We start from the raw sequence: 22531 nt of genomic DNA, 5'->3' as shown, positions 1-22531 counted from the left end.
TCGCCGTCAGGGCGCGGGCGTTTCTTCCGGCGGCGCCGCACTGCGCTCGATGTACTCGGCTTCGCGCAGCTCGCGCTTGGCATCGCGCAACGCACTGCCGTCGATCGGACGGATGACGTCGATGCGGCACGACATGCCCACCTGGCTCCCGGCGGCGGTGCGCGGGACGACGCTATCCAGTCGCGTCGTCACCACGCCGAGCGAGTTGGTGATGGAGATGCGGCTCGCCGATCCCAGGCCGCTGCAGCGCGTGCGCAGCTCCAGCAGGAAGCCACGATTCGCGGTCTGCCACACGGCGACGGCCTGGTCGCCCAAAGGCGTCCAGTTCTGCATGCCGGGTGCACGATCCATGCGGAAGCTGTTCACCGAATCGCCGGCGTGCTCGCGATACAGCGAGAGGCGATCCTCCGTCGACAAGGTGGGCCCGTGGGAGCAGGCGCTCACGCCCGCCAGCGTCAGGACGAACAGCAGTGCTTTCATCTCGATTCCCGGCAATCGTCGACGACCGACTGCCGCTGCATACGCCAACGTCGGTAAAGCGGCGATCAACACAGCAGTTCCGATGACGCGGATTTCACGCACGCGCGACATGCTTGCGCGCTTCGACGTGCGTGGAGCCGGGCCATGTATCGAACTGCGCTGTGGATCGCCATCGGCATCCTGATCGCGTTGGTGGGCGTGTATCGGATGCCGTCCTGGCCGACGGCGCGGTCCACCGGCACGTTGGCCGAATGTCCGACGCTCACCGAGCCCGTGACGCGCCGCGAGGCGCGACGCGAACTCGACCGTGCGCGCAGTGCCACCGCGGGCGTCGCGACCCTCGATGCGAATTGCACGCAGGCGCTCGAACAGGTGATCAGCGGCGAGCGCCTCCGTCATGCGCGCAACGCGTGGTTCCGTACGACGGGCTTGCTGTTGGCGATCGGTGTCGGCGTCCTGGTCGCCCTCTACTTCACCCGTGTCTGGCGTCGCTGGTTCCGGCGCTGAGCCACGCTCAGAACTGGATGTTGGTGCGCAGGCCCGCGAACACGTCGTTGGCGTATCCCCCAGGCGCGGGATCGATGAACTGCACGTTCGCCGTCAGCAGGAAGTGCGCGCTGAAGGCGAAGGTGTAGAACAGCTCCAGGCCTTGTTCGTCGCCGACCGAGAACACGGGCGCCAGGCCGCGCTTGAGCGTGGAACTGGGCGCGAACCGGTAGTAGCCGATGCCGAAGCGATCGTCGGGGCGCGCCGCGGTGAACGAGGGATTGCCCGCCACCCCCAGCCCCATCGACCAGCGCCCGAGTGTCGGGTTGCCGTCCCACAGGCTCGCGTAACCGAACACGCCCCAGCCGCGCAGCGGTTGCGCGGGATCCTGCCGCACGAATTGCTGGAACGCATAACGCACCTGCCATCCCCCTTCGCGTTGGCTGGGCGTGGCACCGCCCGTGCCCGGCGGGAAGATCAGTTCGGGAATGGAGCGCAGATCCAGGCTGCGCTCGGTCGTGCCGCCCACCGTGAAGCTGTGGAAGCCCATGCGTCCACGCCATGGCTTGCGCAAGGTGACGGTGGCGAATCCTGAAACGCCGTTCTGGAACGCATCGTGCAGGTCGGTGCGATTGGTGGCGTCCTGCGCATCCCACAAGCCGATGACCACTTGCGCGCGCGCCGTCGGCACCACGAGCAAACCGCCGAGCACCATCGGTGGCGTGTTGAACGACACCGGCGCGGCCAGTTGCAGGGCCTGGAAGCCTTCACGACCGCCGCCGCCGAGAATGGGCGTGGCGGCCGCACGCGTGACCATGTTGATCTTGCCGATCGTGAGCGTCGCATTGTCGATGCGCTGGCTCACGCTCAGGGCCATGTCGAAGTCGGCCTTGTTGTTGATCGGGAAGGCGGCCGCCGTGTTGACCGGCAGCAACGCACCGTTGCCGCTGCCGTTGGGATTGCGGCCGTAGGTGTATTCGGGTTGCAGGTCCAGGGTGAAGCCTTCCCAGCCACGCACCGTCAGGTACGCATCGACCTTGCCGGCGAACCACGCGTCCGTGTCGCCATCGCCCGCGAGTTGAGCGGTGCCGAAGTTGGTGAACACCACGCGCGCGGTGAACCTGGGGGTGCCTTCCCCCGATGCCAGCGCGGGGGTCGCCGCGAGCGCGAGCGCCAGCGAGCATGCGAACCGAAGAGTTCGATCCATGCGCGCAGTATCCCGCCACGTTCGTGCGCCGGCTTCAGTAGTTCTACCTACAGCAGTTCTACCTGCAGCGGGACTTGGTATCGTGCCGGCCATGGGGACCCCGGGCCATCCTTCACTGCTGCGCCGCGCGATCGGCGGCATCGGCGGCGTGGCGCGCAAGCTCGCGACCCTCGCGATCCTGCTGCTGCTCGCCATCGTCGGCTTGCGTGCGTGGCAATCCACGCAGGGCCCGCCGCTGCGGCCGTGGCACACGCTCGCACCGGTCGAGCTCGATGCGGACGCGATCCGGCGCGGCGGTTGGGCGAAGTACGTCGCGGCGGAATCGCGCATGTTCGAGCAGGTGCACGACGGCCTGCAGCGCAAGATGAATCCTTCGGATCGCACGCCGCTCAATCGTTACCTCGATGGCGGACGCGCGTCGCCGCTGGCCTATGGGCGCGATTGGAATCGCTCCTTCGAACTCGCGCCCGCAGGCGCACCGCGCGGCGTGGTGGTGCTGCTGCATGGCCTGACCGATTCGCCGTACAGCATGCGCAGCCTCGCGATGGTGTATCGCGACCACGGCTTCATCGCACTCGTGCCGCGCTTGCCAGGGCACGGCACCGTGCCCGCCGGCCTGACACGCGAAGGCCGCGTGGAATGGGAGGCCGCCGTCGACATGGCGATGGCCGAAGCGACGCGGCGCGCAGGCGGTCGCTTGCCCGTGCACCTGGTGGGCTACTCGAACGGCGGCGCCCTCGCGACCCTGCACGTCATGCGGCGCATCGCCCGAGGCGAGCCCAGCGACGTGCAACGCGTCGTCCTGCTCTCGCCGATGATCGAGGTCAACGCGGCGGCACGTTTCGCGGGTATCGCGGCCTGGCCGGCCTTGCTCGGTCGCTACGCGAGGGCCGCGTGGCTGGACCTGCTGCCGGAGTTCAACGCCTTCAAGTACAACTCGTTCCCCGTGCGCGCCGCGCGCGAGTCGTTCCTGGTCACGAGCGAGCTGCGAACGGCGATCGCCGACGTGGCGGCGCATGGCGCGATGGGGAAGGTGCCCCCGATCCTGGCGTTCCAGTCCGTGGTCGATGACACGGTCACCGCGTCCGCCGTGATGACGCAGCTGTTCGATGCGCTGCCCGCCAACGGCAGCGAGCTCGTGTTGTTCGACGTCAATCGTTCGCGCGCCATGGAACCGATCCTCCGCGAATCGGCGACGGCGTGGTCGCGCGACGCGCTCGCCGTGTCGACGCGCCGCTATGCGCTGACGGTGCTGGGCGCGGCCTCGGAAGACGATCCGACCGTCGTGGCGCGATCGCGGGCACCGGGCGCGACGGAAGTGCAGGTGCAACCGACGGGATTGCGTTATCCGCCCGACATCTATTCCCTGTCGCACATCGCCGTCCCGTTCCCGGCCGACGATCCGCTCTACGGCAACCAGCGTGCTTCGCGCTGGGCGCTGCAGCTCGGCACCATCGCGGTTCGCGGCGAACGCAACACGCTCGCGGTGTCGCAGGACAGCCTCAACCGGCTGAGCTGGAATCCGTTCCACGCGTACATGGTCGAACGCATCGAGGTGTTCTCGGACTTGCGCTAGCGCGCTGCCGGCACCGGCAGTCCTTCGCGGATGCGGCGGGAGAACTCGGGCGAATCCGCGGCCTCCTCGGCCTTGGCGTTGATGCGGGACATCGCGCGCAGATCGGCGAAGGGCAGGGATGTATCGATGAAGCCCCTGCGATACAGGTAGCGATCGCTGTAGCCGTTCAACACATGGCGGTAGTCCAGCGGGCCCGTGCGGCCAGCGCGGTTCGCGTAGCGCACGATGTTGATCGTGCAGCTGTTGCTCAGCAGGTGGTAGAACTCGGGGCGGACCGCGAGCGCGTTGATGCGCTCGGCGTACACCTGGAACAGGCGCCGCGCGGCCTCCGGCGACGTGTTGGTGCGATACAGGTAGACATCTTCGTGCCGGTAGTTCGTGCGCACGCCGACGATGTCCTGCTCGTCGCCCACCACGTAGATCAGTTCGAAGCGCCGGAACATCGAGGCGATCGGGTCGAAGCCTTCGCCCACTTCGGGGCGCGTCTCGATCGACACCGCCACCGGATCGGCATTGGCGAAGTCGAAGCTGACGAAGGTGTGCGCCACCGGCCCCGGCCACCAATAGGACACGAAGAAATCCATGGATTGCAGATCGGACAACCGCAGTTCCCGCTCTTCGTAGTGGATGTCGAAGTCGTCCGTGCCGCGGTAATGGAAGTCGCGATACCCCGTGATGTGCACGCGGTCGCCGTCGATCCGTACGTGCGGCATGACGGCGACCTCGGGCGTCCAGTCGCGATGCAGCGAGGGATGGATGAGCCAACGGCTCCCGAACACGAAGGCGATGAGCGCGAGCGCGATCCATGCAGGCCAGCGCCACCGTTCCTTCCACAGCGACCAGCCTGCGAACAGCAGGAACATCGTGGCGACGATCCACCGCACCGGTGCGATGCCCAGCGGCGCATAGCCGATCCCCAGGAACGCCCAGACGACGCAGGCGGCGAGGAACAGATGAGTCATCCACCGCAGCGGTGCGCGGCGTGCAAGCGACGGCGTGGCGCGGTGGCGTTCCATGTGGTGGCGAGCATACGCATGCCGGTTAACGCGCCGTGATCCTCATTCCTGCAACACCTTTCGTTAACGGCCCGTGCCACTCAATGATCTGATTGCCGCCGCTGACAGGACATGTGCATGTCGAACCGACGAATCCTCATGGCGGTCCTGGTGTCCATGGCGGTGCTCGGTTGCACCCCAAAGGAGCAGGAAGGCACCTCTTCGACCGCAGGTGTTGCAGAGCTGCAGGCGGCGAAGGCCCAACCCAATACGCCGCCGCCAGCGGCGACAGGGACCACGACGCTCTTCAAGAACGTCCGCATCTTCAGCGGCACGGGCACGGACTTGTCGGCCGCCAGCAACGTGCTCGTGCGCGGCAACCACATCGAGCGCATCTCCACCGCGGACATCGCGCCGGAAGCGGGCACCACGGTGATCGACGGGGCAGGGCGCACGCTCATGCCTGGCCTGATCGACATGCACTGGCATTCCATGTTCGCGGTTGCCCCGCTCGCGGAAGTCGAGACCGCGGACAACGGCTACATCAACATCCTCGCCGCGGCCGAATCGACCCGGACGCTGATGCGCGGATTCACCACCGTGCGCGACGTGGGCGGCTCGTCCTTCGCGCTCAAGCGCGCCGTCGACGAAGGCCAACTCCCCGGGCCGCGCATCTATCCCTCGGGCGCGATGATCTCCGTGACCAGCGGCCATGGCGACTTCCGCAGCGCCAACCAATTTCCCCGGGTGATCGGCGGCCCGCTGTCGCACCAGGAAGCCAGCGGCGAAGCGATGATCGCGGACAGCCCGGACGAAGTCCGCATGCGCGTGCGCGAACAGCTCGCGCAAGGCGCCTCGCAGATCAAGCTCACTGCCGGCGGCGGCGTGTCGTCACCGAACAGCCCGCTCGACGCGATCACGTTCACGCCGGAAGAACTGCGTGCGGCCGTCGAAGCCGCAAAGAATTGGGGCACTTACGTCACGGTGCATGCGTACACGTCCGAAGCGATGCGCCAGGCGATCGACGTTGGCGTGACCTGCATCGAGCACGGCAGCCTGATGGACGAGCCCACCGCGCAGCTCGTCAAGAACAAGGGCGTCTGGTTGAGCATGCAGCCGTTCCCGGATGAGCTGGCCGATGCCTTCCCGAAGGGTTCTAACGAGTGGAACAAGGCGCAGGAAGTCTTTGCCGGCAATGACAATGCCTACAAGCTTGCGAAGAAGCTCGGCATCAAGGTGGCCTTCGGCACCGACGTGTTGTTCTCCCGGGCGCTCGCGACGAAGCAGGGTGCGATCCTGGCGAGCCTGACGCGTTGGTACACGCCCGCGGAGACGTTGACGATGGCGACCAGTACGAATGCGGATCTGCTGCAGCTTTCGGGGAAGCGCAATCCTTATCCTGGGGTGTTGGGGCGTGTGCAGGAGGGGGCGTTGGCGGACTTGTTGTTGGTCGACGGTAATCCGATCGAGAACATCAAGCTGGTCGCGGATCCGCAGAACAAGTTCCTGGTGATCATGAAGAACGGGCAGGTTTTCAAGAACACACTGGCTGCTGCTAAGCCTTGATCTCCACTAGACGGGCGGTCCGCCGCGAGCTGCCGTGTGCTCCTCGCCGCTCACATACAGCAAGCTCCCGTCGAGGAGCACACGACGGCTCGCGGCGGAACGCCCGTCTTGTGCAGCAACAAACTCAGTCGTCCGCCGGAATCTCCCCCGGCCGATACGCAGGCAACCGCGACGCAGGCAGCATCGTGAGCAACGCCAACCCCGCCATGATGCAGAACCCGATCTTCAGCGCGAGCAATCGCGACTCCGTGTTGATCCGCAACGCCTCCGCCTTCTGCTCAGGCGAAGCACTCGTCCGCCCGATCACCTCCTCCAGATGATCGTTGCTGACGAACGTGATGTTGTCGAGATTGACCTCCGACTGGACCTCGATCGGCAACGTCGGATTCTGCGCAAGCTGCCGCACCACCGCCGAACTCAACAAACCCACCAGCAACGCACCCGCCACCGCCGTCCCCACCGCGGCAGCCAGGTTGTTGGTGGTACCGCGCAACGAGCCCACGTCGCCCGCAAGTTCCTTGGGTGACGACGTGACCAGCACGTTGAAGAGCAACGTCACCAGTGAACCCTGGCCGATGCCGAACAGGATCAGGCCGAACAACACGGGCACCGAACTCCAGTCGTTGTGCACCACGAACGCCAGCCACAACAGCGCGGTGGCGCACAGCCCGAAGCCGAACAGGCCGATCCGGCGGGGGGTGAGGCGGTCGTAGAAGCGCACGATGAACATCGCGGCGAAGAAGACGGTGAGGTTGAACGGCAGCATCGCGACGGCGGTCGCCAGCGGGGAGCGGCCCTGCACGATCTGGATGTACAGCGGCACGGAGAAGTTGAGCGCGGCTTCGAGTGCGACCACGGAGAACATGGCGTAGACGGCCGCGCGCTCCTGCGGGGATTCGAGCACCGACAAGGGGAGCAGCGGCGTGCGACCCTGGGCTTCGCGGCGGCGCGTCCACAAGAAGAACGCCTGCCCCAGCACGATGCCGACGACGATCATCACCGGCGCCGGCGACAGCCCGACGATGTCGAAGGGCGCGCCCGGGCGCGCGAGCGCCATGCCCCATCGATTGAGGTTGTTGAAGCCGAAGCTGATGAGGATGATTGCGGTCGCCGCGAACAGCACGCCGACGAAATCGATCTTCACGTCGGGGCGCCCGTGGTCCGGCCTGAGCTTGAGGCTCAGCACGAGCACCAACGCGGAGACGGCCACGAGGATGCCGAACACGGGCCGCCACCCGATGTAGGTGCCGAGCACGCCGCCGATCAGGAACGCGAGCACGCCGGCACCGGCGCGCGCAGAGCCCAACGCCCCCAGCGCCTTCGCTTGCTGCGTGCCCGAATAGTTTTCCGCGATCAGCGCCACGAGCGAGGGCACGATGACCGCGCCCGCCGCGCCGCAGATCGCTTGCGCGGTGATCATCGCGGTGGCGTTGGGGCTGATCGTCATGAGCACCTGGCCCACGCCGAAGAGGATCACCGCGAAGCGGAACACACGCAGCGCGCCGAAGCGCTGCACGAGCTTCGCACCCAACATGACGAAGCCCGCGACGATCATCGAATACGCGACGATGCCGGTGGCCACCACCGTCGGCGCGACGCCGAAGCTTTCGACCATGCCGCCCAATGCGACCGGCAAGGACGCCACGTTGAACGACATGATGGCCTGCCCGAAGGCGATGGCGATCATCGGGATCCACGAGGCTTTTGCTTCTGCCATGGCGATGCTCCAGCTGGATCAGTCGGGCGACGACACCAGCAAGTCGAGTCCGAGGCGTTGCGAGAGGAACTGCGCCGCCAGTTGCCCGCGCACGCTGTTGCCTGCTTCATCCAGCGGCGGCGCGAACGTGCCCAGCCCGCCCTTGCCGGGCGAGACGGTGACGATGCCGCCGCCGATGCCGCTCTTGCCCGGCAGGCCGATCTCGTAGAGCCAGTCGCCCGAGGTTTCGTAGAGGCCTGCGGTGACCATCACGGCGAGTGCGGGATGGCAGACCTCGGGTTTGACGACCTGTTCGCGCGTCACCGGGTTGAAGCCGCCGTGGGCGAGCGTCGCGCCCATCACGGCAAGGTCCTTCGCGCTGACATCCAGCGCACACTGTCGCGTGTACAGCTCCGTCGCCAGCGCGGGGTCGCAATACAGGCGGCCCATGCTTTCCAACATCCACGCGATGCTGCGATTGCGGAAATTCGTCTTCGATGCCGATTCGTACACTTCGTCGTTGACGGAGAGCGTGCGTCCGGCAAAGCGCGACAGGCCTTCGTGCAGGAAGCGCCACTTGTCCGCTTCGGTGTCGCCCGGGGCCAGGCTGGTTGTCGCGATCGCGCCCGCATTGACCATCGGATTGGTGCGGCCATCGCCGGTGCGTTCGATGCCCGCCAACGAGTTGAACGCGTAGCCCGTGGCGTTGGCACCCAAGCGTTCACGCGCGCCCGTCGCGCCGATCAGGTCGCATACCAGCGCGAACACGAACGGCTTGGACACGCTCATGATGGTGAACGTGTGCTCCGCATCGCCGGCGGAGAACACACGCCCGTCGACGGACACGACGCAGATTCCGAACAGTTCGGCCGGCACGCGCGCGAGCGCGGGATAGACCTGCGAATTCTGTCCGAGCGTCACCTCGCCGAAACGCGCATGCGCCTCGAGCACCAGCTCGGTGACGAGATCGACGGGTGGCAAGGTCCCTGTCGAAACGAACGGGTTCGCGTGTACCGATTCCATGCGACGCGGCGCCCAGCAGCGAAGTCCGCGCCATTGTGCGAGACGGTGTCGCCTGCGCCTTGCGTAGTTCTACTGGCTGGAAGTGCACGAATCACTGATGCCGCCCATCGGTGCCGCCGTCGAACATGAGACTCGAATCGGGCTCATCCATACGCAGTCTGGACATATCGCCATGAAGACGAACCGTTTGCTTCCGCTCGCCGCCGCACTGCTCACCATCGCCGGCTGCAACAAGGCGCCGGAGACGGCGGCCAACGCCGCGGCGACTGCCGAGTCCGCCGCAAAGTCGGTCGCCGCTGCCGTGACGGCCGCCACGACCGCAGTCGCCGAAGGCGCCACCGAAGATACCGCCGCCATCGCTGCGGTGAAGAAGGGGCCGCTGATGCCGGTCACCGTGGATAATTTCGCCCGCGCCGAGACCGACTCGTACTTCGCCAACACGGCGGTGAAGGACAATGCGTTCTCCAAGTTGCTGCACCATCGCGAGTTGATGGGCGTCGACCAGCAGTTCGTCGTGCGTGGCAATCGCGACACGCTGTATTCGATCGGCGTGTTCGACCTGGATGCCGGGCCGGTCACGATCACAATGCCCGACCCCGGCAAGCGCTTCCAGGCGCTGCAGATCATCGACGAAGACGAGCATGTGCCGAACGTGTACTACGGCGCGGGCACGCACACGCTCACGAGAAAGGACATCGGCACGCGCTACGTCGCCACCGGAATCCGCACGCTCGTCAATCCCGATGATCCGGAGGACGTGAAGCAAGCCAACGCGCTGCAGGACAAGATCGTCGTCAAGCAGGACAAGCCGGGCACGTTCGAGATCCCCAATTGGGATCCGGTCAGCCAGAAGAAGATCCGCGACGCGCTGCTGACCTTGTCCGAATCGATGCCGGATACCAAGGGCGCGTTCGGCCCGCGCGGCAAGGTGGATCCCGTGCGCCACCTGGTCGCGTCGGCGTCGGCCTGGGGTGGCAATCCGGAAAAGGACGCGCTGTACCTCAACGTCACGCCGGAGAAGAACGACGGCAAGACGATCTACAAGCTCAGCGTGAAGGACGTGCCCGTCGACGGCTTCTGGTCGATCAGCGTCTACAACGCGAAGGGCTACTACGAGAAGAACGACTACAACGCGTACACGCTCAACAACATCACGGCGAAGAAGAACGCAGACGGCGGGATCGACATCCAGTTCGGCGGCTGCGACGGGAAGATCCCGAACTGCCTGCCGATCGCGCCGGGCTGGAATTACATGGTGCGCCTGTACCGGTCGAAGCCGCAGATCCTCGACGGCACCTGGAAATTCCCGGAAGCGCAGCCGGTCGGTTGACCGGCTGCGCGTATCGGGATTACTCCGCAGCGACCGGCTTGCGCGGCAGCTTTTCCGGACGCATCGCCGCGTCGTACGCGAACGACGCCACGATCGCCGAAGCCTGCTTCAGGTCTTCCGGCACGATGTGGTCGAGCACGTCCAGATCGGTGTGGTGGACGTTGGTGAAGTAGTCCAGGCCATCCTGCACGAACTGGAAGCCGGGCAGGCCGATCGCATCGAAGGAGATGTGGTCGGTGCTGCCGGTGTTGCGCTGGGTGACGACGGTGGCGCCGACGTCGTTGAACGGCGTCAGCCACTGCTCGAAGATCGGCGCAGCTTCCATGTTTTCCTGCGCGTACACGCCGCGGATCTTGCCGCCGCCGTTGTCGACGTTGAAGTACGCGGCGAGCTTGTTGTACTCGCCCGTCGGCTGCAGCTGGCCGCGCGAGGTGCGCAGGAACGCCGGCAGCGCCTTTTCCTTCGGATCGGTCGGCTCGGGGAAATGGCCGAAGTGGCGCGAGACGTAATCGGCCGAACCCAGCAGGCCCTGTTCCTCGCCCGTCCACAACGCGACGCGGATCGTGCGATCGGGCTTGGCGCCCACGGCCTTCAGGATGCGCATCGCTTCCATCATCACCGCCACGCCCGCGCCGTTGTCCGCCGCGCCCGTGCCGCCATGCCAGGAATCCATGTGCGCGCCGATCATCACCACTTCGTTGCGGTGCGGACCGGTGCCCGGGATTTCGGCGATGGTGTTGTAGGCCGGCTGGTCGGTGTCGCTGGTGAAGTTCGCATCCACGTTCATGCGCAGACGCACCGTTTCCTTGCGGTCGAGCGCGCGCATCACGGCGTTGTAGTGCTCGGCGGCCATCGCCATCGAGGGCACGCCGACGGATTCGCCCGCCTTGCGCGAGCCGCCACCGGACACGACGATCACGCCGTTGTCCCAGCTGCTCTGGCTCACCGAACCGACCGCGCCTTCATCGACCAGGAACTTGTTGAGCAGCGGCGCGAATTCCAGGCGCTGCAGACGGCGCTCGCGCGCTTCGTTCTTCGCTTCCGGCTTCTGGTCCGCGGGAACGGTGAAGTCCTTCATCGCGTGGAGCGTGTCGTCGGTCTCGCGGTTCCAGTCGGGCTTCTCGCCCGGCTTGTACGCGCGCGCTTCGCTGAGGAAGACGATCTTGCCCTTCAGCTTGCCCTTGAACTTCTCAAGGTCTTCCTTCTTTTCGAGCTTGGCGGCGATCGCTTCGCCTTCCACGGGGCCGTTGGTGCCCGGAGTCCACGCCTTCGGCAGCGCATGCAGCGGGAACGCGCGCGGGCCCAGCATCTCCATGCTCGCCGAGCGGAACTCCCAGCCACGGCCGAACGGTTCGCTCATGGCTTCGTCGTGCACGTTCGCCAGGCCCCATTCGTTGAACTTCGAACGCGTCCAGGCATTGGCCTTCGCCATCGCCGGCGAATTGGTGAGGCGCGGACCGATGTCCTCGGTGAGGTGCGTCAGCAGCGGCATCACCTGCGAGCGTTGGAAGGCCTCGGTGCGGATCCGACCCGTCATCGACAGGTCGACACGTTCTTCGGCGTGCAGCCCGCCGACCAGCATGGCGACGGTAGCCGCCAGCAGCACTCGCTTCATTGGTTTTCCCCTGTGGAAACGCGACAAAGAAGCGAGTTTGCCACCCCCACCGGCCCCGACCGCTGGCCCATCAGTCATGTCAACCGTGACGCAGGTCCGGTCAGACCGATGCCAGCGCGTTGCTGATCCCGACGAGATACAGCCCGAAGGTCACGACCGCGAACGCGCCCTGCACGCGCTCGCTGCCGGAGCGGGCGCAGACTAGGCAGCCGAGGAAAAAGAACACCTGCGCGCTCCAGTACAGGGGCCCCAGCTCCCGCATGTGCTGCCAACCCTTGAGCACGGAGTCGAGCGTGTCGGCGGCGACCAGGGCGGACAGGAGCAGGAACAGCGGGCGCTTGATCGCGAAGAAATGCGCCTTGAGGTTCACCGCGCCTTCGCCGCGATCGGGGAACAGCAGGTCCGACAGCATGAACAACAGCGAAGGAATCAGCAGCATGCTCAGGTAGGTGAGGTAGCTGATGTGCGGCACGCGGGCCCAGTTCTGCAGCAACCACCAGAAGCTCGCCATCGCCAGGAGCAGGAACGCGCTCCACAGCGTGTGGACCCAGTACCAGTCGGCGCGCTTGCCACGCTTGATGAGCGAGGCGAGGTGCGCCAGCACGTTGGCCACGCCCAATCCGTAGATCAGCGAGACGAAGGTGGAGAGGTGGGCGAGGTGTTCCAAGGCGTCGTCCTGCAGCGGCGGTCGGGGCGCATTATGCTGTCGCGTACCCCACGAGGAATGGACCGCCATGAAGCCCGTGCTCAAGCTTGCCGCCTCCTGCGCCATCGCCGTCGCCGCGTTCGCCGCACCGTCCTTCGCCGCCCTGAAGGTCGACACCAAGGCGCCCGACTTCAGCGCCCCGGCCTACCTCGCCGGCAAACCCTTCACCTTCAGCCTCGCCGATGCACTGAAGAAGGGCCCGGTGGTCTTGTACTTCTTCCCCGCGGCCCATACCCCGGGCTGCAACCTGGAAGCGCACCTGTTCTCCGAAGCCATCGACGACTTCAAGGCGCAGCACGCCACGGTCATCGGCGTCACCGCGGGCAACACGAGCGAGCTCGCCGCGTTCTCGAAGGAAACCGAGCACTGCGGCGGCAAGTTCCCGGTCGCGGCCGATCCGGGCGCGAAAATCGCCAAGCAATACGACGCGATCCTGTCGCAGAAGCCCGAGTGGTCGAACCGGACGTCCTACGTGATCGCGCCCTCGGGCAACATCGCGCACGTGTATTCGGACCTCAATCCGAACATGCACGTGAAGGAAACCCTCGATGCGGTGAAGGCCCTGCCGGCCCCGGCCCACTGATCGAAGGCATTCACGTTCGCCCTGTATAGTGGGCCGGCACTCGACCGGCCCCGTGCCTCGCGTCGTGTCCCGAGCCTCCGTGCAGCTCTGTTCCGGAACTCAGGACGACACCATGGCTGTGAAAACGCCCGGCAACACAGGGCACCTGTTCGCCCGCAAGCCCCTCGCGAAGGCGAATCGCGAACCCACGCACGAAAGCATCGCCGCGGACCTGACCGCCTTCGAAGAGGCAGGTGGCGTGATCGAAAAGCTCGGGAATACCTGCACGCTGAAGCACATCGCGGCCTCGGAAGGGACGCATCCCGCGCCCGCCAATCCGCCGCGCAAGGCGAAATCCGGCGCGACCGCGTAATCCTTGCCCCCCCCGCCCGGCAACGAAGTTTTAACCGCCGGGCGGCGCCGATGAACCAATCCGCGTCCAACCGATATGCACGTGCCGTCGGGGCAGCTCGTCGGTGGCGTGTTCACGCAATCGAAGCGGTGGTGCCCTCCTAATTCGGCCCGGAACATCGGGCCAAGACGCGAGGTGCGCCATGCGAGCGAAGGGATCAGCGTTTGCGAATGCCGGGACCCTCGGTTCGGCCTTGGCCGCCGGCCTGGTGCTGTCGGCGACGGCGTCCGCCGCCAACCACGTCGTGACGGCGAACGCGAACCGCACGTTCACGCCCAACACGCTGACCATTGCGGCCGGCGATACGGTGACGTTCCAGAACGGCGGCGGCTTCCACAACGCGCGCTCCGATCCCGGCGCGATCACTGCGTTCCGTTGCGCAAACGGATGCGACGGCGCAGGTGGCAACGGCAACCTGAGCAGCGCGGCCTGGTCGGCGGTCGTCGCGTTCCCGACGGCGGGCACCGTGCGGTTCTTCTGCGACGAACATGGCGGGCCGAATGGCGTCGGCATGTCGGGCGTGATCACCATCAGCGCGCCGGCGGTCATGTCGCGCAAATCCGATTTCAACGGCGACGGACGTTCCGACATCCTGTGGCGCAACACAGCGTCGGGGGCCAACGTGATCTGGCGCTCGGGTGCTTCGAACGCGACCACCGCAGTGACGACCGCCGTCCCGCCGTGGCAAGTGGTGGGCGTGGGCGATTACGACGGCGACGGAAAGTCGGACATCCTCTGGCGCAACGCCAGCTCCGGCGTGAACGTGATCTGGCGCGCGGGCAGCTCCGCCGCGTCGCTGGCCGTCGGCCGCGTGGCCGGCACGGCCTGGCAAGTGGCCGGCTCGGGCGACTACGACGGCGACCACCGCGCCGACATCCTGTGGCACAACGTCACGACCGGCCAGGGCGTGATCTGGCGCTCGGGGAACTCCACCACCGCGACCGCGATGCCGACGATCGCGAGTGTCTGGCACATCGTGGGCTCGGGCGATTACGACGGCGACGGCAGGTCGGACATCCTGTGGCGCAACAGTGCGACCGGCGCCAACGTGATCTGGCGTGCCGCGAATTCGGCGACGACCATGGCCGTCACGACGGTGGCGGGCCAGGTCTGGACCGTGGCCGGCTCCGGCGACTACGACGGCGACGGCAAGTCGGACATCCTGTGGCGCAACATCAGCTCGGGCGCGAACGTGATCTGGCGTGCGGGCAACTCGGCGACCACACAGTCCGTGGCCACCGTTCCCGCGGTGTGGAAGATCGTGGCGTCGGGCGACTACAACGGCGACCGTCGCGCGGACGTCCTGTGGCGCAATTCCAACACCGGCGCCAACGTCATCTGGCTGTCGGCGAATTCGGCGATGACGCAGGCTGTCTCGACGGTGGCGGCGAAGACGTGGACCGTGGTCGGGTTCACCGAGTAGCGGCGCCCCGTCGCACGAGCAACGCGGCCAGCAACACCACGCTGGCCGCCGCGCACACCCAGGCGAACCAGTCGCCCCATCGCGCATAGAGCGTGCGCGTGGAACGCAAGGGCAGGGTGCCGATCGCGGACGCGACGTCGCCCGCAGCCGAAGCATCCACCACCACGCGCCCGCGATCGTCGCTCAAGGTCATGCGTCCATCGCGCGCCGTGCGCGCCAATGCGAATCCGTTCTCCACGCCACGCAACATCGCCATGCGCGCGTGCAGCCAACCATCCACGCCGAAGTCCCACGCCGGTGCGAGCAGCAATTGCGTGCCGGCGTTGTCGCGGCCGATGTGGCTGAAGTCCAGGTCCTTGCAGATCGCCAGCGCCATGCGGGGCGTGCCCGGCAAGGACAGGCGCGCATTGCCAGGCTGGTACTGCGATTCGAGCCCGGGCAACAGATGTTGCTTCGCGTAGGCGAACGTCTCGTCTGCCACGAAGGCGACGGCCGTGTTGCGTTCTTCGCTCGGCGCGATGCGATGGTCGACGCCGGCCACCAAACGCACGCCGCGCGCGCGGGCCACGTCGGCCAGCGGTGCGATGCGGGTCTGCGAGGCGGAGAACACCGTTTCAGGCAACACGACGACGTTCGCGCCCGCATCGGCCAGGCGATCGATGCCGGCGACGTAGCGTCGCAACAACGATGCGCCGACCGGGGTGTCGACATCCGCGCGAATGGGGCCATCGACGGCCAGCAGGCCCACGCGCGCTTCGGCATCAGGCGCAGGCACGGCGAGCCGCCACGCCGCGAAGCCCAGGCTGATCGCGAGCATGCCGACCGCACCGAGGCCGGCCTGCATGCGCGCCTTGCGCGGCAACGCAGGCGCCGTCGCCGCGACGACGCATGCCGCAACCCACCACAGGACGAACCCGATGCCCCACAAACCGGTGAGCGCCGCGATCTGGATCACCCACACCGCATCCATCTGCGTGTAGGCGATGTCGCCCCAGGTGCCGTGGGGCGAGGACGCAGCGCTTGCGAAGCCGATGGCCGTGGCGGCCGCCGCCGTCGCCAATGCCGCGTGCAACGGCCGCCCTCGACGGATCCATGCACGAAAGAGCGCAACGAGCAGCGTGGCGACCAAGGCCGGCAGGACGATGAGCTGGACCAGCACGCTCGCCGGCAGGTGCAGCTTGTCGTGCAGGTAGGACCACAGGTTGAAGCTGCCGAGCATGGGCGCGATGAGCGTCGCGGGCATCCACACGCGCAGCGGGAAGCGCGTCGCGAGCCAGAGCAGCGGCATCGGCGCGATCCACGTCATCCACCAGATCGGCTGCAAGCCCGTGCCGAACCACCATGCGGTGGCGGAGATCGCAACGGCGACGCACGCCGCGAACAGCGTGCGCCGGAAATTCGTTTCAGGCCTTGAGTCCATCGATCAATCTCCGCAGGGAGGCATCGTAGAAATGGCGGAACGCCGGGGCGTCGTAGCTGAAGCGGCCGGCGCGGTAGAGCGCGATCAATCCGTGCGAATGCGCCCAGAAGGTCATGACGATCTCCCACACGTCGTCGCGTCGCAGCACGCCTTCGTCCATCGCGGCCTGCACCAGGTCGGCGACGACGTTGAGCGTGGGCGAACGATGCGCGCGCATGTCCTCGGGGAACTGGCGCGTCCCGGTGTGCGCACTGGAGAACACGTAATCGAACAGGTGGGGGTGCGCCAACGCGTAGTCGAGGTAGTTGCGATGCACGGCCAGCAGGCGCGCGAGCGGCGTGCCCTTGCGCGAAGCGGCCGCCCATTGGCGCGCGATCTCCCCGAAGGCGTCATCGCTGATCCGTTGCAGCAGCGCCTCGCGATCCGGGAAATGCCGGTAGATCGCCATCGGCGTGATGCCCACCGCGTCGCCGACGCGACGCATCGAAACGGCGCCGACACCCTCGCGCTCGAGGAGCTCGCGGGCGGCCAGGACGATGCGTTCGGCGGTGGTCGGGTCGGGCATGTATACAGCGTATACATGGTCTGGGCGGGGGCGCAAGTCCCTCCCGTCAAAGTGCAATTGCGCGCGCATCGGGCGGGCAGCATCCTGTCGGTCCGCCTCGCGGAATGGCCAACGCATGTCCGATCTCATGGTTCGTCCCTTGTCGTCCGCCGATCAGGCGCAGTGGTCGGCGCTCTGGTCCGGCTACAACGCGTTCTACGGGCGGCTGGGCGCGACGGCGCTGTCCGACGCCATCAACGCGACGACCTGGTCGCGCCTGCTGGATCCGGCCGAACCCGTGCTTGGATTCGTTGCGGAGAAAGGAGGTGCGCTGGTGGGCCTCGCCCACGTCGTGCTGCATCGGAGCACCATCCAGGTGCAGGACAACTGCTACCTGCAGGATCTCTTTGTCGACGATGCGGTGCGCGGCGCAGGGGTCGGGCGTGCATTGATCGAAGCGGTGTACGCGTTCGCGCGGACGCAGGGCTTGCCGAAGGTGTATTGGCAGACGCAGGAGGCCAACGCGACTGCGCGCCGGCTTTACGACACGCTCGCAGCGCCCACCGGTTTCATCGTGTATCGCAAGGTGCTGGCGCCCTAACCCCGCAATTGCGCCTCGATCTCGAGGTTTTCCACGTCGCGCCCGACCGACGCAGCGGCCAGCAAGCGTCCCCCGCGATAGAAGCGCGCCGTGCAATCGCCGTCCGGCACGCTGCCGTCGACGCGCAGGTCGTCCCATTGCTCCGCATGCCCGGTGTAGCGGAATTCGTGGCCCTGGTGGTACGTCCAGAAGAAGGGCACATCGTCGAACACCTGCTTCGCGCCGAGCATGTTCGCCGCCGCCGTTTGCCCCTGGCGTTCGGCGTGCACCCAATGTTCGATCCTCGCGCGACCTTCGCCGAGCGGATAGCGCGCGACGTCGCCTGCGGCCCAGATGCCCGGCGTCGAGGTTTGCAGCAGCGCGTCGACGAGGATGCCGTCCTGCACCTGCAAACCCGCGCGTTCGGCGAGTTGCGTGCGCGGCTTCACGCCGACGCCGACGATCAGCAGGTCCGCGGGGATGCGCGCGCCGTCTTCGAGCGTGAGCGACGCCCCGTCGAACGACGCCGCCGTGGCTTTCAGGTGGATGTTGACGCCATGTGCGCGATGCAGATCGGTGATGCCGTTGCCGAAGTCGCGCCCGAACACCCGTTCCAGCGGTACTTCTTCGCGCGCGATGACATGCACGTCGAGGCCGCGCGCGCGCAACGCCCCGGCGGCCTCCATGCCGATGAAGCCCGCGCCGACGAGTGCCACTGTCCTTGCGCTCTTCGCGGCCGCCACGATTGCGCTCGCATCCTGCAGCGTGCGCAACATGAAGACGTTGGGACGATCGAATCCCGGCGTGGGCAGGCGCACGGGTTCCGCGCCCGTGGCAAGGAGCAGCGCGTCGTAGCCGAAGCGTTCGCCGGCGCCGGTGACCACTTCGCGCGCGGTCGTATCGATGTCGCTGACGTCGCAACGCAGGCGCAGGTCGATGCGCCGTTCGGTGTAATACGAATCCGGCTGCAACGGAATCCACTCGGGCGGCGCGTTGCCGGCCAGGAAATCCTTCGACAGGTTGGGTCGATCGCACGGCGGATCGTGGTCGGCGCTCAACATCGTCAGCGCACCCTCGAAGCCCAGTTCGCGCAGGCGCGTGGCGGCCGCGAACCCCGCCGCGCCACCGCCGACGATCACGATGCGTTGCGGATGGGCCTGCGTGCCTGGCGCGCGGGTCCCGGCGATGTCCTGCTTCGCACGCACGAAGACCTTGTCGCCCTCGACCTCGACGCACCACGTATCGAGCGGCGCGAAGGCCGGTGCTTTCAGTGCCCGCCCCGTGCGCAGGCTGAAGCAGGCGTGGTGCAAGGGGCAGTGGACGACATCGCCTTCGACGCGCCCCTCGCCGAGGGTGCCGCTCCAATGCGTGCATGTGCCGCTCACGGCGTGGAGGCCGTCGTCCAGGCGCGCGAGCAACACCGCTTCGCCGTCGACATGCCCCGCGAGCACGCCCGCTGCGGGCACGCTCGACAACGCGACGCCTTGCGCGAAATCCGGCCCTGGCGGCGGCGTGTCGGAGTGGCCCATCGTCGTTCTCCTCGTCGGTGCAATGGATTGGATGCAGCGGGCAGGGGCCGGTTCCCGGGAACCGCTGCCGCACTGGTGCATCCATTCGAACAGGCCCACCTGTTTCGAGGTATGCGTCGTGCTCGACGACCCGCTGCAACTCATTGAACGTTCCCTGGCGCAGCCGGCGGCCCAACCGGCCGCGCGCCCTTCACGCGAAGAGGCGGAGGACGCGGTGCGCACGCTCATCCGTTGGGCCGGCGACGAACCGGCGCGCGAGGGCCTGCACGAGACGCCCGCGCGCGTCGTGCGCGCCTACGAGGAATGGTTCGGCGGCTATCGCCTCGACCCCGCGCGCATCCTCAGCCGCACCTTCGAGGAAACCGGCGGTTACGACGACATCGTGTTGCTGCGCGACATCCCGCTGCAATCGGTGTGCGAACACCACATGGCCGCGATCCGCGGCGTGGTGCACGTCGCCTACCTGCCGGGCAAGCGCGTGGTGGGGATCTCCAAGCTCGCGCGCCTGGTGGATGCCTACGGCCGGCGCCTGCAGATCCAGGAGCGGCTGACGGCGGAGATCGCCGATACGCTGGGTCGCGTGTTGCAACCGCGCGGCGTCGCGGTGGTGATCAAGGCGGCGCACGAGTGCATCGGTTCGCGCGGTGCGCGCATGCATGGCGTCGCGATGGTGACGCGGCGACTGCTCGGGCAATTCGAACAGGAACCGTGGCGGCGCGACATTCTTGACGCGCTGGCCTAATTGTCCAGCGCTTTGCGCATCCGCCACATGCGCCGGTAGTGCGGGAGCATGTGGTCGAAGGGAAGCATGGTCTCGCCGACGATCGTGAAGCCCAGGCGTGTGTAGAACGCAATCGATTCCTCGCTGCTGTCCATGACGTGCAGCCAGGCATAGCGCCGGTGCAGTCCGCGGGCGACGTCGAGCGAGAAGGCCATCAGGCGTCCACCCAGCCCTTGCCCGGTAAACTCGCGCAGCAAGTAGATGCGTTCGATCTCCAGACCGCCGGGTTCGCCGGCGAGGTCGCGCGCGAGGTTCAGCTTGAGATAGCCGACGCGCTGGCCATCGACTTCGAGGTACCAGAAGCGCGAGTTCGGGGCTGCCAGTTCGGATTGCAGCGTCGCAACGCCATAGGTCGCCTCCGTGTACCAGGCCCCTTCGTCGTCCCAGAGGTGCGTGTAGAACTGGGGATAGATCGCGCGGCACAGCGCAGACAATGCGGCCGCGTCGTCCTGCGCGACCGGCACGATCCTGACCTCATCGGAATGCGTCTCGTCGGAATGCGCCATGGGCTCCGGAAGCGGCTGCGAGGGAGTGCGCGTTATACGCCACGGCGCAGGATTCGGATATCGCACGCGACGCGTCGAACCGACACTGCGCCTCCACCGACACGGACCAACGCCGATGCTCACGCTGTTCGACTACCTCCCTTCGCGCAACGCCTGGAAAGTCCGCCAGTTGCTCGCCCACCTCGGGATTCCCCACGCCACGCAGCAGGTGTCGATCTTCGAAGGGGAAGGGCAGTCGCCCGGCTTCCTCGCGCTGAATCCCACCGGCCGCGTGCCGGCGATCCGCCTGGACGACGGCCGCGCGCTCGCCGAATCCAACGCCATCCTGGCGTTCCTCGCCGACGGAACGCGTTACCTGCCGAGCGAACCGTACGCGCGCGCGAAGGTGCACCAATGGTTGTCGTTCGAGCAGGAGAACGTCGAATCGACCATCGGCGCACTGCGCCACTGGACGATGACCGGCAAGCTCGAACGGCGTTCGGCGGAACTCGTGGCGGCCAAGCGCAAGGCGGGACTGCGCGCGCTCGACATCCTGGATACGTTGCTCGCCAGCCACCCCTTCATCGCAGGCGACGCATACACCATCGCGGACATCGCCTTGTTCGCCTACGCCAGCCGCGCGGAAGAAGCCGGGATCGCGCTCACGCCATATTCACGCCTTCGTGAATGGGTCGCGCGCATCGAAGCCCAGCCGGATTTCGACGGCGTCGTGCATCCCTATTCAGTCGATCCGCATTCGGTGCGCGAACTGCAGAGCTAGCGCGACTTCCGCATCGCAACACTCGCTTGTCCCACGAACGAGCCCGTCCGTCCGTTGGGTGCCCGTGAAGAGGCATCGCGCAACGTAGCCTCCATCAAGCGCGAATCCCCTGCGCGCAAAGCGAGTACATCATGCATCGTCCAGCGAACCCTTCCCCCGGGGTCACGCTCGTCGAACTGATGGTCGCGGTGATGGTGCTGATCATCCTGGCGCTGGTCGCCGTACCGTCGTTCAGAGACTTCTTCGAGCGTGGTCGCGTGCGCAACGCAGCGGAAGACCTCGTCAGCCTGGTCAGCAACGCGCGCGCCGAAGCGGTCAAGCATGACCTCGACGTCAGCATCTCGCTGCAGGGCACCGGCACCAACTGGTGCGCCGGCGGCAACGGCGCAACGCCGCCTACCGGTGGCGCGCCCGCCGCCACGGCCGCGGCCTGCGATTGCACGGACAGTACGCAATGCCTGATCGACGGCACGCGTTACGCGGTGGAATCCGGTGCGCATCCCACCGTGTCGATCGGTGCGCTGCCCGCGAACATGACCTTCGACAGCAACATGGGCGTGCTCGTCCCGATGGGTGCGCGGCAGATCACGCTCACCTCGCAGAGCGGCAAGTACGACGTGCAGGTGCAGGTCAATCCGCTGGGGCAGGCGAGTGCCTGCACGCCGGCGGGCAAGCCCACGATGTCGAGCCTGCCGTCATGCTGACCGCCCGCCTCCGGAAGCCGGCACGCGGCTTCACCCTGATCGAAATGATGGTCGCGCTCGCGCTCGGTCTGATCGTGATGACCGCCGTGCTCGCGCTCGTGCTGTCGATCATCCGTTCCAACCGGCAGACGCTGCAGTCCACGCGGCTCAACCAGGAACTGCGCGCCACGTTGGCGGTGGTGGCCAGCGACCTGCGCCGTGCGCGCGGCGTCGGCGATCCGCTGACGACCGCGCTGGCCGTCGGCGGCAATCCGTTCGGCGCCATGAGCGTCAACGGGAGCTGCATCGTGTATGCCTACGACGGTGCCGTCGATGGCCCGTGGCACATCGTGCGCCTGGACAACAACGGGCGCATCACCTTGCAAGGTTCGGTGAACCGCCCGGCGAATTGCACGCCCGCGGGAACGCCCACGCCGATCGGTTCCGCCCAGGTCCAGATCACCAGCCTCACCTTCACCCCGACGACGACGTCGAGCACGCCACCGCTGGCCACGGATGAAAACGTGGTGCGCCAGTTCGACGTCACCATCACCGGGCACCTGGTCGACAGCGACGCGAACGTCGCCGCCGTCAACCGCACGATGAGCCAGACCGTCTACGTCCGTTCGGTCGGCACCGGCATCTGAGTCC

The 22531-nt window shown here is 66.9% G+C and carries 23 protein-coding genes; 12 read left to right on the top strand and 11 right to left on the bottom strand.

Annotated features, from left to right (window positions below):
* Positions 1-6: 6 nt before the first annotated feature.
* Positions 7-480: a DUF6491 family protein gene (locus tag LVB87_RS01440; RefSeq protein ID WP_232899150.1), complete on the bottom strand. Its 474-nt coding sequence runs from the start codon at positions 478-480 to the stop codon at positions 7-9.
* 144 nt (positions 481-624) lie between these two features.
* Between LVB87_RS01440 and LVB87_RS01435 the strand changes: the two genes are divergently transcribed.
* Positions 625-987, top strand: a complete 363-nt coding sequence (locus LVB87_RS01435) for a hypothetical protein (RefSeq protein ID WP_232899149.1) — start codon at positions 625-627, stop codon at positions 985-987.
* 7 nt (positions 988-994) lie between these two features.
* On the opposite strand, the gene LVB87_RS01430 is transcribed toward LVB87_RS01435, so the two are convergent.
* Positions 995-2173 carry a carbohydrate porin gene (locus tag LVB87_RS01430; RefSeq protein WP_232899148.1) on the bottom strand — a complete coding sequence of 393 codons (1179 nt, stop codon included), beginning with the start codon at positions 2171-2173 and terminating at the stop codon, positions 995-997.
* Positions 2174-2264: 91 nt separating this feature from the next.
* Here LVB87_RS01430 and LVB87_RS01425 point away from each other — a divergent pair, with 91 nt between their 5' ends.
* A complete protein-coding gene (locus LVB87_RS01425) occupies positions 2265-3749 on the top strand; it encodes an alpha/beta fold hydrolase (RefSeq protein WP_232899147.1) in 1485 nt (494 codons plus the stop codon).
* Here the strand turns inward: LVB87_RS01425 and LVB87_RS01420 are convergent.
* Positions 3746-4765, bottom strand: a complete 1020-nt coding sequence (locus LVB87_RS01420) for a DUF4105 domain-containing protein (RefSeq protein ID WP_232899146.1) — start codon at positions 4763-4765, stop codon at positions 3746-3748. The genes LVB87_RS01425 and LVB87_RS01420 overlap by 4 nt on opposite strands.
* 117 nt (positions 4766-4882) lie before the next feature.
* On the opposite strand from LVB87_RS01420, the gene LVB87_RS01415 reads away from it, so the two are divergent.
* Entirely contained in the window at positions 4883-6310 is a 1428-nt protein-coding gene (locus tag LVB87_RS01415; protein WP_232899145.1) for an amidohydrolase family protein, read from the top strand.
* A gap of 124 nt (positions 6311-6434) precedes the next feature.
* Here LVB87_RS01415 and LVB87_RS01410 read toward each other — a convergent pair whose 3' ends face one another.
* A complete protein-coding gene (locus tag LVB87_RS01410; RefSeq protein WP_232899144.1) occupies positions 6435-8027 on the bottom strand; it encodes an MFS transporter in 1593 nt (530 codons plus the stop codon).
* 18 nt (positions 8028-8045) lie between these two features.
* The gene (gene glsA / locus LVB87_RS01405) at positions 8046-8987 is read right to left on the bottom strand and encodes a glutaminase A (protein WP_232899143.1); all 942 of its coding nucleotides are present in this window, start codon (positions 8985-8987) and stop codon (positions 8046-8048) included.
* A 214-nt stretch (positions 8988-9201) separates the two neighbouring features.
* Between glsA and LVB87_RS01400 the strand changes: the two genes are divergently transcribed.
* A complete protein-coding gene (locus LVB87_RS01400; RefSeq protein WP_232899142.1) occupies positions 9202-10359 on the top strand; it encodes a DUF1254 domain-containing protein in 1158 nt (385 codons plus the stop codon).
* 19 nt (positions 10360-10378) lie between these two features.
* Here LVB87_RS01400 and LVB87_RS01395 read toward each other — a convergent pair whose 3' ends face one another.
* Both LVB87_RS01395 and LVB87_RS01390 read right to left on the bottom strand, forming a co-directional pair.
* Entirely contained in the window at positions 10379-11974 is a 1596-nt protein-coding gene (locus LVB87_RS01395; RefSeq protein WP_232899141.1) for a M20/M25/M40 family metallo-hydrolase, read from the bottom strand.
* Between the two features lie 100 nt (positions 11975-12074).
* Positions 12075-12641: a hypothetical protein gene (locus tag LVB87_RS01390; protein WP_232899140.1), complete on the bottom strand. Its 567-nt coding sequence runs from the start codon at positions 12639-12641 to the stop codon at positions 12075-12077.
* A gap of 67 nt (positions 12642-12708) precedes the next feature.
* Here LVB87_RS01390 and LVB87_RS01385 point away from each other — a divergent pair, with 67 nt between their 5' ends.
* The 3 genes from LVB87_RS01385 to LVB87_RS01375 all read left to right on the top strand — a co-directional run bounded on the left by LVB87_RS01385 (position 12709) and on the right by LVB87_RS01375 (position 15077).
* Positions 12709-13263 carry a peroxiredoxin gene (locus LVB87_RS01385; protein ID WP_232899139.1) on the top strand — a complete coding sequence of 185 codons (555 nt, stop codon included), beginning with the start codon at positions 12709-12711 and terminating at the stop codon, positions 13261-13263.
* Positions 13264-13375: 112 nt separating this feature from the next.
* The gene (locus LVB87_RS01380; RefSeq protein ID WP_232899138.1) at positions 13376-13615 is read left to right on the top strand and encodes a hypothetical protein; all 240 of its coding nucleotides are present in this window, start codon (positions 13376-13378) and stop codon (positions 13613-13615) included.
* Positions 13616-13847: 232 nt separating this feature from the next.
* The gene (locus LVB87_RS01375; RefSeq protein ID WP_232899137.1) at positions 13848-15077 is read left to right on the top strand and encodes an FG-GAP-like repeat-containing protein; all 1230 of its coding nucleotides are present in this window, start codon (positions 13848-13850) and stop codon (positions 15075-15077) included.
* On the opposite strand, the gene LVB87_RS01370 is transcribed toward LVB87_RS01375, so the two are convergent.
* Both LVB87_RS01370 and LVB87_RS01365 read right to left on the bottom strand, forming a co-directional pair.
* The gene (locus LVB87_RS01370; RefSeq protein ID WP_232899136.1) at positions 15067-16497 is read right to left on the bottom strand and encodes a nitrilase-related carbon-nitrogen hydrolase; all 1431 of its coding nucleotides are present in this window, start codon (positions 16495-16497) and stop codon (positions 15067-15069) included. The genes LVB87_RS01375 and LVB87_RS01370 overlap by 11 nt on opposite strands.
* Positions 16481-17062 carry a TetR/AcrR family transcriptional regulator gene (locus LVB87_RS01365; protein ID WP_232899135.1) on the bottom strand — a complete coding sequence of 194 codons (582 nt, stop codon included), beginning with the start codon at positions 17060-17062 and terminating at the stop codon, positions 16481-16483. Before LVB87_RS01365 ends, LVB87_RS01370 begins: the two co-directional genes overlap by 17 nt.
* Before the next feature lie 115 nt (positions 17063-17177).
* On the opposite strand from LVB87_RS01365, the gene LVB87_RS01360 reads away from it, so the two are divergent.
* Complete coding sequence (locus LVB87_RS01360; RefSeq protein WP_232899134.1) at positions 17178-17642, top strand: GNAT family N-acetyltransferase; 465 nt, start codon at positions 17178-17180, stop codon at positions 17640-17642.
* On the opposite strand, the gene LVB87_RS01355 is transcribed toward LVB87_RS01360, so the two are convergent.
* Positions 17639-19150: an FAD-dependent oxidoreductase gene (locus tag LVB87_RS01355; RefSeq protein ID WP_232899133.1), complete on the bottom strand. Its 1512-nt coding sequence runs from the start codon at positions 19148-19150 to the stop codon at positions 17639-17641. The genes LVB87_RS01360 and LVB87_RS01355 overlap by 4 nt on opposite strands.
* Positions 19151-19283: 133 nt before the next feature.
* Between LVB87_RS01355 and folE the strand changes: the two genes are divergently transcribed.
* Positions 19284-19892, top strand: coding sequence for a GTP cyclohydrolase I (gene folE / locus LVB87_RS01350; RefSeq protein ID WP_232900408.1), 609 nt, complete (start codon positions 19284-19286; stop codon positions 19890-19892).
* Here folE and LVB87_RS01345 read toward each other — a convergent pair.
* The gene (locus LVB87_RS01345) at positions 19889-20437 is read right to left on the bottom strand and encodes a GNAT family N-acetyltransferase (protein WP_232899132.1); all 549 of its coding nucleotides are present in this window, start codon (positions 20435-20437) and stop codon (positions 19889-19891) included. The genes folE and LVB87_RS01345 overlap by 4 nt on opposite strands.
* Positions 20438-20552: 115 nt before the next feature.
* On the opposite strand from LVB87_RS01345, the gene LVB87_RS01340 reads away from it, so the two are divergent.
* From LVB87_RS01340 to LVB87_RS01330, 3 genes are all read left to right on the top strand, one after another.
* On the top strand, positions 20553-21197 hold the full coding sequence (locus LVB87_RS01340) for a glutathione S-transferase family protein (RefSeq protein ID WP_232899131.1): 645 nt from the start codon (positions 20553-20555) through the stop codon (positions 21195-21197).
* Between the two features lie 131 nt (positions 21198-21328).
* Positions 21329-21901: a GspH/FimT family pseudopilin gene (locus LVB87_RS01335; protein WP_232899130.1), complete on the top strand. Its 573-nt coding sequence runs from the start codon at positions 21329-21331 to the stop codon at positions 21899-21901.
* Positions 21895-22527: a prepilin-type N-terminal cleavage/methylation domain-containing protein gene (locus LVB87_RS01330; protein WP_232899129.1), complete on the top strand. Its 633-nt coding sequence runs from the start codon at positions 21895-21897 to the stop codon at positions 22525-22527. Before LVB87_RS01335 ends, LVB87_RS01330 begins: the two co-directional genes overlap by 7 nt.
* Positions 22528-22531: the final 4 nt, after the last annotated feature.

This window comes from Lysobacter sp. KIS68-7 (assembly GCF_021284745.1).
GTDB lineage: Bacteria > Pseudomonadota > Gammaproteobacteria > Xanthomonadales > Xanthomonadaceae > Noviluteimonas.
Note: the sequence above shows the minus strand (reverse complement) of the source record. Positions and strands in the feature narration are given on the sequence as shown.